The sequence below is a fragment of the Hirschia baltica ATCC 49814 genome, from assembly GCF_000023785.1.
In the GTDB taxonomy this organism is placed as follows: domain Bacteria; phylum Pseudomonadota; class Alphaproteobacteria; order Caulobacterales; family Hyphomonadaceae; genus Hirschia; species Hirschia baltica.
Window position 1 is genome coordinate 1,072,869 of sequence record NC_012982.1, and the last position, 13,763, is coordinate 1,086,631.

13 protein-coding genes are annotated in these 13,763 nt (G+C 45.6%); 9 read left to right on the top strand and 4 right to left on the bottom strand.

Annotated elements, in window-relative coordinates:
- Positions 1-47: 47 nt before the first annotated feature.
- Together HBAL_RS05005 and HBAL_RS05010 are read left to right on the top strand one after the other, a co-directional pair.
- Positions 48-1,076, top strand: coding sequence for a M23 family metallopeptidase (locus tag HBAL_RS05005; RefSeq protein WP_015826843.1), 1,029 nt, complete (start codon positions 48-50; stop codon positions 1,074-1,076).
- Between the two features lie 610 nt (positions 1,077-1,686).
- The gene (locus HBAL_RS05010) at positions 1,687-2,742 is read left to right on the top strand and encodes a hypothetical protein (RefSeq protein ID WP_149037366.1); all 1,056 of its coding nucleotides are present in this window, start codon (positions 1,687-1,689) and stop codon (positions 2,740-2,742) included.
- 55 nt (positions 2,743-2,797) lie between these two features.
- Here HBAL_RS05010 and HBAL_RS05015 read toward each other — a convergent pair whose 3' ends face one another.
- Genes HBAL_RS05015 through HBAL_RS05030 form a run of 4 tightly spaced genes read right to left on the bottom strand, consistent with a single transcriptional unit; the run spans position 2,798 to position 6,858 of the window.
- The gene (locus HBAL_RS05015) at positions 2,798-3,796 is read right to left on the bottom strand and encodes a lysophospholipid acyltransferase family protein (protein WP_015826846.1); all 999 of its coding nucleotides are present in this window, start codon (positions 3,794-3,796) and stop codon (positions 2,798-2,800) included.
- The gene (gene lpxK / locus HBAL_RS05020) at positions 3,793-4,797 is read right to left on the bottom strand and encodes a tetraacyldisaccharide 4'-kinase (RefSeq protein WP_015826847.1); all 1,005 of its coding nucleotides are present in this window, start codon (positions 4,795-4,797) and stop codon (positions 3,793-3,795) included. Before lpxK ends, HBAL_RS05015 begins: the two co-directional genes overlap by 4 nt.
- 3 nt (positions 4,798-4,800) lie before the next feature.
- Positions 4,801-6,072, bottom strand: a complete 1,272-nt coding sequence (locus tag HBAL_RS05025; RefSeq protein WP_015826848.1) for a 3-deoxy-D-manno-octulosonic acid transferase — start codon at positions 6,070-6,072, stop codon at positions 4,801-4,803.
- Positions 6,073-6,858 (bottom strand): lysophospholipid acyltransferase family protein, encoded by a 786-nt coding sequence (locus HBAL_RS05030; protein ID WP_015826849.1) that lies wholly within the window; start codon positions 6,856-6,858, stop codon positions 6,073-6,075.
- Between the two features lie 146 nt (positions 6,859-7,004).
- Here HBAL_RS05030 and HBAL_RS05035 point away from each other — a divergent pair, with 146 nt between their 5' ends.
- From HBAL_RS05035 to HBAL_RS05065, 7 genes are all read left to right on the top strand, one after another.
- A complete protein-coding gene (locus HBAL_RS05035) occupies positions 7,005-7,700 on the top strand; it encodes a fused DSP-PTPase phosphatase/NAD kinase-like protein (RefSeq protein ID WP_015826850.1) in 696 nt (231 codons plus the stop codon).
- 99 nt (positions 7,701-7,799) lie between these two features.
- Positions 7,800-8,087 (top strand): hypothetical protein, encoded by a 288-nt coding sequence (locus HBAL_RS05040; RefSeq protein WP_015826851.1) that lies wholly within the window; start codon positions 7,800-7,802, stop codon positions 8,085-8,087.
- A gap of 156 nt (positions 8,088-8,243) precedes the next feature.
- A complete protein-coding gene (locus tag HBAL_RS05045) occupies positions 8,244-8,975 on the top strand; it encodes a 2OG-Fe(II) oxygenase (RefSeq protein WP_015826852.1) in 732 nt (243 codons plus the stop codon).
- A gap of 1 nt (position 8,976) precedes the next feature.
- Entirely contained in the window at positions 8,977-9,357 is a 381-nt protein-coding gene (locus HBAL_RS05050) for a YybH family protein (RefSeq protein WP_015826853.1), read from the top strand.
- 115 nt (positions 9,358-9,472) lie between these two features.
- Positions 9,473-10,813, top strand: a complete 1,341-nt coding sequence (locus tag HBAL_RS05055; RefSeq protein WP_015826854.1) for a TldD/PmbA family protein — start codon at positions 9,473-9,475, stop codon at positions 10,811-10,813.
- A complete protein-coding gene (locus HBAL_RS05060) occupies positions 10,767-11,951 on the top strand; it encodes an inositol monophosphatase family protein (RefSeq protein ID WP_233356745.1) in 1,185 nt (394 codons plus the stop codon). Before HBAL_RS05055 ends, HBAL_RS05060 begins: the two co-directional genes overlap by 47 nt.
- A gap of 32 nt (positions 11,952-11,983) precedes the next feature.
- Entirely contained in the window at positions 11,984-13,762 is a 1,779-nt protein-coding gene (locus HBAL_RS05065; RefSeq protein WP_015826856.1) for an ABC transporter ATP-binding protein, read from the top strand.
- The last annotated feature ends 1 nt before the right edge of the window (position 13,763 follow it).

A 13,763-nucleotide genomic window follows, 5' to 3' on the forward strand; every position in this document is an offset into this window, starting at 1 on the left:
AGTTCGCCACCTTTTTTAGAGCAAATGCGAGAAGCGATTTGACCGACATGAAACGCCTTTTGATTTCTTCCTGTGCAATTGGCCTGAGCGTGATGATAGCCTGTGCGCCGGTTTCTGATGCGGATGAAGCGATAGTGCAAAGTGTACCTGAAATTGCTGTGACGGAGCCTGATGTTGAAGATGCTGTTCCGCTTGCGGAGGAAGTCAGCAATGAAAAGGTTGTCGATGATCAAGCGGTCATGCAACCAGCTGAAAACAAATGCTCTAAAAATGCGAAGCAAGGTGGTCTGATAGTTTGTCAATTGCCCGTTGGAGCGCGTGTTTCCTTAAATGGAGAAGCTGTGGCAATTGTTGGGGAAAGTGGTCTGGCAACGATTGGATTGAAGCAAAATGCCGCTTCACCTGCGATTGTGTCTTGGTCAATTGATGGCGTTGAGGCTTTTGAAAAGTTTGAAATCCCCGTTGCGGCGCGTAAGGATGATTTTCGTGAACTGACGGGCATGAATTGCGATAAAGTCGATGCGCGCACACCAGAACAGAAGAAACATGCTGGTGAGTCTTGGGTGAAAAAAGTGGACGCATTTGCCAGCCTCAATGCGCCGGTTTCATCGTCTATATCTTTTTTAAAGCCTGCTGATGGGCCCTATAGTAGCCCATTTGGACCAACCCGCCATTATACAGGTGTGTCTGAAATAACTGGCAAAAAATGTGAGTCCACAAGCGTGCATCGCGGCTTGGATATGGCTGTGCCTGTGGGAACAGATTTAATCGCGCCAATGGGTGGAACTGTGATTTTAGGCGATCCTGACCTCTATTATGAAGGTGGTTCAATTTTCCTAGATCATGGGTATGGACTGGTTTCTGTGTTCATGCATTTATCACAAGTGGATGTTGCTGCGGGGCAAAGTGTGCAAACCGGCGAACGTTTAGGGGCGACTGGGAATACAGGGCGCACAACAGGCCCGCATTTGCACTGGGCTGTGAAATGGCGCAACACGGCGCGAGATGATCGCAATGGTGATTTTTATATTGATCCGGCAATCGTGTTGGAATTGGCCGACTTAGACGTACAATAAGCGTTATTTATCAAGCTTAAATCGCCGGTATGCTGCGCTGATTTATATGGATATGTGCAAACTTATCCGACACGCATGCATGTCGGTTATTGCTGTTTCTATCGGAAATGGTTTTGAAAGTGGCGCGAGAAGTCTGGCCAGCCCAGCCAAACTTCTCGCTTGTCGCTGAAGGTCGTTATGACACACACCTCAACATTTGCCCGATGATATCGTTTGTAATTGTCTGACCCCTCGGACAATTACATGTCATCACCAATGCTAACAGGCGAACGCACAAAGGCGTTAGGCTGTCGGCGTGGGCGCATGTTGTGGAAAATGGAGGCAGATGTAAATAGAAAATATTTGAGAAAACGCATAAAAATAGGCGTTTTTGCTGTTTTTGATCGAATTTGAGGCGCGTCTATGTTGTGTCGGTTGGCAAATGAGCAATAGTTTCGCGTTTACGCTAGGGGAGGTTTTGTTGGGGCGTTAAATAATAGTAAATGGCAATTTTATTGATACACTTAAAAGTTGATGTTAAGTGTATCAAAGAATAGTTCGGTTGTGGGGCACTTAAGTAATATCTGAATTTTTTGGAAAAATATGGGCGATTTACTGGAACAGTAAGCTCGTGCAATTGGCTCGCTTCAAAGCAACTCCATCTACTTTCTGGAGGCCGATATTTTATTGGGGAGCCTTCCTCCTGTTTTGGACCCCTTTAATAATTATGGTGATGTGTCTGTGTGCATGCGTTCCATATATTTTATCAAAAGGTCTTTTGATATCTTTATTGGCATTCGTTTTTTGGGTAGTTTTATTTTTTGTTTTTGTAATCGGTTCTCATCATTGGATTGTTGAGCAACTAAAGAAAAGTTTTTTCAAAGGAAGTAAGCTACAGCGACCATCCATGGTCTTTGCAGGGATTGCTTTTTTATCGTTCAGCATCTTAGGAGTAGCATTTTTTAGTCTTACCGGTTTGGCGGTAGAGCCCAGTGCAAGCGTTTATAGTGCTAGTGGAATATCTGTTGGTGATAGCGTTACGTTATTTGGTTCTAGTACAGGCTCGACTGAACAATCTCAGATCCCTCAAGAGACCGAAGTGACGCCACAAGTTAAAAGCTGTCCAGCAATCCAATCCTGCTCATCACAAATAAAAGTCAAACAAAGCTACAGTCTGTCACTCATCGAGAGGCCCACAAACTTGCCTGTAAGTTGGGAGATCGGGAGCGGATCAAATCTAGTCATGGGTATGAACAACTTACAGGCGTCTCCAAGTGAATTAGGATTTGGATTCAACCTCTGTGAATTTAAAACTCTCTTTGTAATTGGAGCTGCGTCAGGTGACGGTTTGAAGGACAAAAATGAAATACTTGCACTTAATAGAGCAAATTATTTAGCAGACCTGGCAAGGGTGAGTTTGAAAGTTTGTGAAACTGGAGAGACTATAACCATAGCTAAAATTACTCTAGGACAATCAAACAGCACTTCTAACGATGGTTGGAACCGTAGAGTTATTGCTCTTGCTTCGGTGAACAAATTTGACAAAGACTACGACCGAATAGGTTTAAAAGAAATTGTACAGAAAATTGTGAAAGAACGATCTTTGATTGATTTATCAAACTATAGTCAATTTGGTGTATGTTTAGCTCTTTCCGTGTCCTCTGATTGTCATTGGGAGCACTACTAAAAAGTAATGGTTGCTAAAGGTAAATCAACAATTTTTAGTACTCTTCAATCCCACTTTACATCACCCCAGCCTGTTTCCACGCTTCTTTTGGCCAGCGATTGTGTTGCCAGAACCATTGGTCGGGCGCGGCGCGGATTTGGGATTCCGTCCATGCTGTGATTTTCGGGAGTGTGTCTGCAACTGCTTCATCAGCGCTCATGGCTTGGTCGGTCCAGATCGGGGCGTGGAATGTGACGGTGTAGCGTGCGGGGGCTGTGCGACGCGTTGAAATAGGCAGAAGCGGAATTTTATAGCGGTGCGCCATGCGCGTCGGGCCGGGGGCTGTCATCGCGTCATGCCCAAAGAATGGAATTGGCACGCCTTCATTGTATTTTTGGTCATTCATCAACGCTACAGAACGCTTACTCGCGAGAGCACGCATAAGGTCGCGTGTGCCAGTGCCCTTGGCGGCGAGTGTGCCGACGGAATTTTGCAAACGCGCATCAGCAATGCGCTTATCAATGTGGGGATTATTGGCAGAGCGATAGGTGATCACGCAGTCTTTTAAACGCGATGTGATGGGCTGGGCCATAACCTCCCAATTTGCCATATGGCAGGAGATAATCACGCATGGCTTGCCCAATGCGTTGATGGCGTCGACATGGTGTGCGCCTTCAACGTTAAGGCGCGGGTCATCGCCATCGACGCGGATTTTGTGGACATGGGGCAGTTCGCCTGCGATACGGCCAAAATTTTCCCAAGATTTTAGGGCGCATTCTTCTACTTGTTCTTTGCTCCATTCGGGAAAGGCCATGGCAAGGTTACGTGTGGCGGTGCGGTGGGCGCTTTTACCGAAAATGGGGCCAAGCTTGCGGATGAGCTTTGCGCCGTCATCTGAAGCTTGGTCGATCGTTTTTTTGGAGAAGCGGTTCCAGTATATGTGATCCCACGCAAAAGCTTCCACACGCCATTGCGCGCGCTCGCGGAAGGTGGCGCGGCTATCTATGAAAGTGCGGCGTTTATAGGCTGCTTCAGTCTCGTTTCCTGAGCTGGAGGAGTTTTCATTCTGCGTCATTTGGGGGATGGCAATTGCGCTAAAAGAGCTGCTTTTAAACGAGCTTCATCTTCTGAGGAGTCGAATGAAATTGTCACTGGTAGTGTATGGATTTTACCGCGCTGTTTTTCAGGTAGGCGAATATAGTCTTTTTCTGTGGTGATTAAGGTGGCAACGCGTGTGCGGGCCAATTGCCTTAGATAGGATAAATCGCCCTCAGAATAGACATGGTGATCAGGAAAAGGAATGCCTTCAACCACTTCAATGTCTGGGAAAGAGGCGAGTGTATCAAAGAATTTTTCTGGACGTCCAATTCCTGCAAATGCGATATATTTTCCCGGATGAGGCGCTTCATGAGGTACGATGCGTGCGCGCATTATTTGTCCTGCGAAACCGCCAATTTCGGTGGGGATAGGGCCATCGCCTAGCAAAATAATGATATCGGCACGTTGAATGCCTTGTTCAATTGGTTCGCGTAATGGGCCTTTGGGAAATACAAATGCATTGCCAAATGGAGCGGAAGAATCGATCACCAGAATGGACGCTGATTTGGCCAAAGTTGGGTTTTGAAAGCCATCGTCGAGCAAGATAAGGTCAACGCCGGCATGTTCCATCGCTTCTGCAGCGGCGACTCTGTCTTTGCCGACCCAGTTTTCGCCGGTGCGTGCCATCATTAATGGCTCATCACCTACATCTGCTGCAGTATGTTGATCAACATCGACGCGGACAGGGTCTTTCATACTGCCGCCATAACCGCGAGAGAGTGTTGCGACCCGAATGTTTTCGTCAGCAAGCAAGACATCACGAATATATGTGGTGAGCGGCGTTTTTCCTGTTCCTCCAACAGTTAAATTGCCGATGCAGATGACAGGTATACCCACTGTTTCTGGTTGTGTTTTATCGAGGCGATATTTGCCGGCAAAAGAATAAGCCATAGAGAAAGGGGTCAGAAGTGATCTGATCAAGGGAGCTGCATAGCGGCTGGTTCTATCTCTTTCGCGCCAGAAAGCTGGTTCTTGCATACTCTACTCCTCTAACTGTGCTCTGAGTGTATGTAACGTCAGAGTGAGCGGTTCATCAACTGCTGAAAAGACTGAATCAACGCATGCCCAATCTGGGTTGTAGTGAGTGTTCTCAGATATCACATCATCCCAAAACGCAAACAAAGCTTCTGCATCATTGCCGATGGAGATTGCTTTGCATGGTTGCAAAGCTTGTATCAAGTCAGCAAAATTAAAAGAATGCGGGCCTGTGAAAACTGGTTTGCGCAGTTTGAGAGGTTCTATCGGGTTGTGACCGCCAACGTCTGGCTTGTTAGCACCGCCAAGATATATGGCTTTCGCTAAATGCATCCATAACCCCATTTCACCAATCGTGTCTGCAAGCAAAACAGGGGCTGCACAGGCTGTCTGATTGATTATGGAGCGCTTTTCAAAATTTAATCCGGAATCGGTGAGCAGTTTTTCAATTTCAGGTGCGCGGTCAGGATGTCGTGGTGCAAGGATAAGGAAAGCATTACTGGTTTTTGCGCGAAGCTTTTTAAAGGCATCAATCACAATTGCATCTTCTCCCGAATGGGTGGAAGCGGCAAGAAAACACTGACGGCCAGCAATTGAGGTTTGCCAATTTGTCAATTCTTGTGGGTCACAAGAGGGGGCTTCGATCGCACGTTTTAGGTTGCCGATTGTGTTCACGGGCCTGTTAAGAATTTTACCCAATCCATTGGCCGTTTGTGTGTCTGCCGCACCGATAAAGTTGAAGCAATTGAAAATCGCTTTTGCTGCATTCTTGCGTTTTTTCCACCCGTTCAATGTATTTGTTGTCATACGCGCATTGATGAAATTGAGGGGGATGTTTTTTTTGCGTGTTCTGCGTATGAGGTTTGGCCAGATTTCACCTTCTGCAAAAACAGCAATATCAGGCTGCCAATGGGATAGGAAATTTTCAATCGCTTTGGGCGTATCAATTGGTGCCATTTGATGGGTGATATTGGGATTGGCTTTTGAAGCTATCATATCTGCAGATGTTAAAGTCTGACTTGTGACAAGAAGATGATAGTCTTGGTAGGACGTTTGTAATTTGTTGAATATGCTCAATAGCATGGCTGTTTCGCCAACGCTTGCCCCATGCATCCAGATGAGCTTGCCCGATGGTCGAGATTTGTTTGTTTTTCCAAATCGTTCTGCGAGACGCTCTTGTCGCTCTTTACCGGATTTAACGCGTTTGTTGAGCATAACCCCTGCGAAGGGTTCTAGTAGTCGAGTGATAATGGAATATGCAAATAGACTGAATGTCATTTAGTCGTTAGCCGCTTGCGTGGATGTATTGCCATCTTGAGATTGTGGAGAAGAGGCTTTTTCTGGATAGGGCAAAGCTTCGAGGCCAGCAAGTTTATCCGCGCGACGTGTCACCTCTCGCAGGCGTGATTCAAGTTCTGCGCGTAATGCTTCAGCATCCGCTGAACGCGGCACTTCCATTGGGCCAGCAAACACAACACTACCTTTCGAGAACAATCCCGGAAGAACAAGGCGGTCCCATGTTTTTAGACGTTTAGATGGAGCGGCGGAAACACCCCATAAAATGATAGGCGTGTTCGTGAGTTGGGCAATGCGGATTGGTCCTAGACCCGCTTCTTCACGAGGGCCTCGTGGACCATCCGGTGTCATACAAACTACGCCGCCTTTTTTAAGCGCTTTAGTGGCGAGACGAAGGGCTTCAGTGCCGCCCTTGTCTTTATTCTTTTTCTTTTTATTGGCAGCAGAGCCTCTAATCGGGTTGAGGTTCAAATGGATAGCCGCTTGAGTGATAAAAGCGCCATCCCTTGATTGAGAGATAATCATTGAGATCGGGTTCTCTGCTTTTTTCCAGCGGGATGTGATTTTTGCAGGCAGTACAGACATGACAAAAATACGTGAATGCCATGCTGCGAGGATTGCGCCTTTATTGTTTTCAAAATGGTCTTGGAGAATTTCTTCTCCTTCAATCGTCCATTTGCTCGTGCGGACCATGAGCGCCATGTAAGCCCACAATATCCAACCAAGAATGGATTGCAGGATTTGGGATCGGAAAATGGACTTTATCATCAGTTTTACATCTACTCGTCACTGCGGGTTGGCGTGAGTGGAGCAGAACATCTGCCAGTTTGTCATGAGATACAAGCCTTTACTCTGCTGACGTGTACGCGTATTTGCCAATACGATCCTAAATTATCAGACAGAGAGCTAGAATCTTGGGCAAGAAACTAAAAGAACCACGTGATATTTCGACCCCTGAAGGCCGCAAATTGGCAAATCATGATCTAATGTGGGGAGATCACGGGTTTTTACGGCTCAGATTTCGCAATTTGCATCAAATATCTGATGAAATGTATCGCGGGAATCAGCCCTCGCCCAAACAGGTGGCGGCTTATGCAAAAGAGCTGGGCATTAAAACCATTATTAACCTGCGCGGAGAAAGCCCCAAAGGTTATTATGTATTGGAGAAAGAAGCTTGCGAAGAAAACCGTATTGATCTGATCGATTTTCAGATGTTTTCTAGAGATACGCCGACGCCCAAGAAGATACACGATGCAAAGTATCTATTCGATAATATTGCTTATCCTGCATTCATGCATTGTAAATCGGGTGCGGATCGCGCTGGTATTATGTCAGTATTATACATGCATTTTCGGCAGGGCCTGCCAATAGCAGAAGCGGTAGAGCAGCTATCGTTTAAATATCTTCACGTTAAACAAGGTAAAACCGGAATGCTGGATTTTTTCTTTCAGCAATACATCGACCTCGTCGAGCAGACACCAGAAGGTGAAACACCGCTGACTTTCCTTGAGTGGATTGACGGTCCTTATGATCGAGAAGCAGTGAAAGCTGAGTTTTTAGCTACTTGGAAAGCCAAAATGATGGTAGATCGCATACTCCGCCGGGAGTAAGGTGTTTATTAATTACCCGATATGGGGGAAAACACTTGAAAATGATCTGCAATCAGCCAAAAGTATGCTCAGGCGCAGAATTAGGATAAAAGGTTCGCTATGAAGTTCTTCATCATTAACAGCTTTCGCAGCCTTGTTTACATCGCATATTTTGCGGTAATCATTGTGTTTGCACTCGGTACTTACATTGAACGACAAACTGTAAATCAGACATTTTTTGATCTGGTAGGTCGTCGTCTAACTGAAACAGGCGAAGGTTTGGTTGCCGTGTTGTCTGGTTTGGCTGTCGGATGGTTTGTTGCAACAATCTTGTGTGGATTGATCGTGACATTGCTCGATATTCGCGACGACATTAATGATCGCTTGCCAGACGCGCGCGATAATTAATTTATTCCACTATTCGGTTCTCGATAAAACCTACTACTGTTTGCGTAGTAGGTTTTTTTTGTTTGTGAAACTGAAAAATATCAGTTGATAGAGAAGAATAGCTTGTCATGCTTATGTCAGCTTTAGAAACTACATTAGCTTAGAAAGTTGAGTCGCATGGACAGCAATATCTCAATAAAGATTAATCCAGACATTGATATTAAAAAATATGCGGCGCTTTATGAAGAGCGGGGTATTGTTCAGATACCTGATTTCTTTGAAACAAATATAGCTGAAATGCTGTTTAAGTTGTTTGCAACCCAAGTGAATTGGCGGGTTTTATATACCAATGAAAGAAATATGCCAGTTGAGCATGCTTATGCTGATTGGTTAAAAATGCCGGAAAATGATCGCAACTTATTATTGAATGATGTGTTGTTGAGGGCGCGAGAAAACCGTGGATACTTATATGATTTTTATCCCATGGTACGAGCGAAACAAAATGGTTGGGATCCAGGTCACACAATTCACAAACTCACGGATTTCATAAATAGCGACATATTTCTCGATATTGGTCGCAAGCTGACAAATACACCTCACATCATTCGTGCGGATGCGGCAGCCTGTCGATATAATCCAGGTCATTATCTCACCCGTCATTTGGATTTTGGTAAAAATAACGAACGTCGGGCAGCTTATGTTTTGGGTTTATCAAAAATATGGCAACCTGATTGGGGGGGCTTATTACTATTTTTGAATAAAAAACAGGATGTCGAACAAGGACTTTTACCACGTTTCAATAATCTAACGGTCTTTGATACAAAATTTCTTCATTCCGTTTCTCAAGTTTCATCTTTTGCTGCATTACCCCGTTTTACAGTATCGGGGTGGTTTCGAGATAAAGGCTAGGATGTTGTTTGAAAATCAAGGTAGAAAAAATATAGGTATAATTGAAGCTTGGGTGGATGCTTTCAATAGGGCCGATGCGCAATTGCTAGCTTCGCTATACGCGGAAGGCGCAACAAACCATTTAATGATGCAGCAGCCTGTTATCGGGCGTTCGAACATAAGAGAAGCTTTTCAGCAAGAGTTTGAAGAAGCGCAGATGTTTTGTATTATCGAGAAAATAGAAGGCGAAAATCACTGGGCAACGCTTGAATGGAAAGATCCCAATGGTCTCAAAGGGCATGGGTATTTTGAGATCAAGGACGAGAAAATCGTGTTTCAGCGTGGGTATTGGGATAAATTGTCATTTCTACATTTTCATAGTCCTAACCAATCTCGCAATTAGCGCACAGTGAATGGACGGAGAATGATCAAAGAAATGCAATTGTAGATCAAAAAAAATGCATTCAAATTTATTTGGCGCGTTGTAGTTTTTAGCTGTCCGGTCCATACCGTTAATCATGACACAAGAAAATAAAGCAGACATTTTATCATCCCTCATTGAAGCTACTATCAAAGCCGGCGCTGATGCGGCAGATGCTAGCTTGGCAACGAGCGAAAGCTTGAGCGTTGAGGTTCGCAATGGTGCCCTTGAGGGGGTGGAGCGTGAAGAAGCAGGCGGCGTATCGCTGCGTGCGTTGGTTGGTCAACGTCAGGCGCATGTGTCGGGTTCAGATATGTCTCCAGATGGCTTAAAGGCTATGGTGGAGCGCGTTGTGGCAATGGCCAAAGCGGCACCTGAAGATAAATATTGTGGTATTACGCCAGCAGATGAAATCGCGACTGAATATGTGAATCTTATGCTTGAAGGCGATGAATGTCCCTCAGCTGATTTGCTAAAGGAACGAGCGTTGGAAGCTGAAGCTGCTGCGCTTGAAGTGTCTGGTGTTCAACAAACTGGTCATGCTGGCGCAACATGGAGCGCATCGACAGGGTATGTTGCGGCTTCCAATGGTTTTTCGGCAATGAAAGTTGGTGGATCAACATCTGTTGCTGTGATGGCTATCGCTCAAAAAGATGGAGCGATGGAACGTGATTATGACAGTTGGGCAAAACGTAAATATGCAGATATGCCGACACCAGCTTCAGTTGGATTGTCAGCGGGGCAGCGCGCTGTTGCGCGATTGGGTGCGCAAAAAATAAAGTCTCAGACCGCAGCAATTATTTACGATAACCGTCTCTCCAGTCGGCTGATATCATCTTTTGTCAGTGCTATATCTGGGCCTGCTGTCGCACGCGGTGTGTCTTTCTTGAAAGATAAAATGGGCGAGCAGGTTTTTGCTGCAGGGGTTGATATCATTGATAATCCACTGGAAATTTCTGGTTGGGGGTCTCGTTGGTTTGATGGTGAAGGGCGACCTGTATCAAAAAAGAAATTGATTGATGATGGTGTGCTCACCCAGTGGCTCTTGTCTGGTCCATCAGCTAAACAGTTGGGATTGAAACCCAATGGAATGGCTTCTTCTGGATTTGGTGACCCTCCGGGCGTGACCACAACCAATTTAAACCTTGCTGCTGGTGAATTAGATCAGGCCGGATTAATGAAACAAGCAGGAAGTGGCTTGCTTGTGACAGATATGTTTGGCCCTTCGATCAACTCAAATACAGGTGATTATTCTGTTGGGGTATCTGGTTTCTGGTTTGAAGGTGGTGATATTGTTCACCCTGTATCTGAAGTAACCATAGCGGGTGATTTGCCATCCATGTTTAAAAGACTAATTCCTGGCTCAGACCTTGAAAACCGTGGGTCGACAAATGCGCCAAGTATTCTCATTGATGGGATGTCGCTTGCCGGACTCTAAAAACACTGCTGCTTCCTTAGAAGATGATCTCATTCTTTTGCGTGATGTTGCGAAGGAAGCAGGTGAGTTGGCGTTAACTTGGTTTCAAAAAGGCGCTAAAAAATGGGACAAATCACCCAATAACCCTGTGACACAGGCTGATATTGAGGTGAATGACCGCATAGCGCTTCGATTGCTTTCTCAACGGCCAACTTATGGATGGCTATCTGAAGAAACGAAAGATGATTCTGATAATCGTGATATGGGGCGTGTGTTCGTTGTCGACCCTATTGATGGCACAAAAGCGTTCATTGCAGGTCAGCCATATTTTTGTGTGTCTATAGCGTTGCTTTACAATGATGAATCCGTTGCGGGTGTCATTTACAATCCATCCACAGATGAAATGTTTGAAGCTAGCAAGGGCGGCGGCGCATTTTTGAATGGTGAGCCTATTTATGCTTCTGGTGCACAGGAAATTGTTGATTGTAAGATGATTGGACATCCAACGCAGTTTCAGCCTTACCCTGAATATCCAGATTGGCTTTGGCCCAAATTGCAATTAGCCGATCCTATTCCAAACGCCGTCGCCTATAGAATAGCGTTGGTTGCAAGTGGGCAATGGGATGCTGTGGTGGCTTTGAGCAATAAGTGTGATTGGGATTTAGCGGCGGCAACATTGATACTCAAAGAGGCAGGTGGGCAGTGTACTGACCATAAAGGGCGCGAATTTGTATTCAATGGTCGTATACCGGTCCAGAGAAGCGTAGTTGGCGCTGGCAAAAACTTGCATCCATTGCTAATAGACAAAGTACGAGTCGCCCCGATACCTGATCCTAAAGAGGAAAAGCTTGTCGGTACGGCACATCAAAACATAAATCGAGCAAAAACGAAGTTGGATCCTATGAACACATCAGCACCAAAATCCAGTTCCCAATTATTGCACCTGGTCATCGGTGGAGAATTAAAAGATGTCACCGGTATCGAGTTTGAAGATCTCAAAGCTGTAGAATTTGTGGGTGCATTCGGGTCGCATGAAGAGGCTTACAATGCATGGAAAGCAGCAGCTCAACGTACTGTTGATAATGCCGAGATGCGTTTCTTTATTCTGCATGCTCACCGTTTGATGGACCCAGAAACTGGTCATTCACACGACGTTTAGGATGTGCGGCCCTATAATTGAAGGGCCTTATTATGGCTAAACCAGACAATAAACTCTTACGTCGCTTCGCCTCTGATTGGATGGCGAAGCATTGGCGTTTGTTCGCTTTAGGGGCTCTATTTTCGGCTATAACAGCGCTTGCCGTTGCCAGTTATGGTTTGATGGTGAAGACGGGGCTTGATTGGCTCAGTGCGAGTGAACATGGTCAGGGCATGGTCAAAATTCCATTGCTCAATCTGTCCGTACCATCTGGAAAAATGATCTGGCTATTGCCGTGTGCTGTGGTGGGATTTGCAATGATACGTTCTATTTCATTGTACACGCAAACTATATTGAATAATTCCGCTGTTCAAAAAGGCTTAGTAAGTGTGCAGGATGCGCTGTTCAGTCGTTTGATTGAAGGTGATTATCAGCGCTTAACTGCAGCTGCATCGGGTGAATTTGTTTCTCAATTTATCAATGACATGAATCTTGTTCGTGAAGCATCTTTACGTGTAGCGACAAACTTGATTAAGGGCATTCTTACCGTTCTGGCGTGTGTTGCGACCATGTTTTGGTATGATTGGGCTTTGGCTTTGATGGTCTTGGTTGTCTACCCGATTGCATTTGCGCCTGTCGTGCAGATTGGTAATAGGCTTCGTAAAGTTTCCAAGGCTGCGCAGCAGCAAACGGGTGAAATGACGGCTTTGCTCAATGAAGGTTTTCAGGGGGGGCGAACCTCTAAAGCTTTTAATCTTGAAGCTTATCAGAATGCGCGTGCTCATGCGGGTTTCCTTGAGCGGGCCAGATTATACCTTAAAGTGTTGCGCTCTAAAGCGCTTGTAGATCCATTATTAGAGGTCGTTGGCGGGGCAGCATTAGCGGGAGTGTTTGCTTTTACAGGTTGGCGCATCATGAATGGTGAAGCCACAGTAGGTGATTTTGGTGGATTTATCGCAGCTATTGGTGCCGCTTCTCCTGAGGTGCGTGCACTTGGGACGCTAAATTCTGTGACAAATGAGGGGTTGGCGGCACTAGATCGTATCTATGCTGTGCTGGACGCACCCGATGAAGTTGCAGATAAAGCCGATGCGACAAAGCTTGAAAACATTGAAGGCAGAATAGCTTTTGACAATGTATTTTTCTCTTATGGTGATCAGCCAGTTCTAAATGGTTTGAGCTTTTCAGCAGAGAAGGGACAGACGATTGCGTTGGTTGGCCCATCCGGGGCAGGTAAATCGACTGTTTTTAATATGGCGCTTCGTTTGTATGATGCGGCCAATGGTCATGTTTTACTGGATGATATCGATGTGCGCCATTTAGAGCGCCATAATTTACGGTCTCATATGTCGCTTGTGTCTCAAGATGCGTTTTTGTTTGATGACACGCTGAGAACAAATATTAAGCTAGGGAAGATGGATGCAAGTGAGGCTGAAATCATTGTTGCGATGGAGGGGGCCGCTTGTGATTTTGTGCATGATTTGCCCGATGGATTAGATACACGCGCAGGTGAAGGTGGTCGTAATCTTTCAGGTGGCCAAAGACAGCGTATTGCGATAGCCCGTGCCATTTTAAAAGACGCGCCTATTTTATTATTGGATGAAGCAACGAGCGCGTTGGATGCTTCATCAGAAGCCAAAGTACAAAAAGCACTGGAAACATTATCCCACGGGCGCACAACGTTGATTATTGCGCATCGGTTATCAACGGTGAGATCGGCCGATAAAATATTCGTGCTTGATAAGGGCCGTGTGGTCGAAGAGGGGGATCACGAAACCCTCATGCAGAAAAATGCAGTTTATGCTGAGCTAGTCAAACTGCAATTATCCTAGA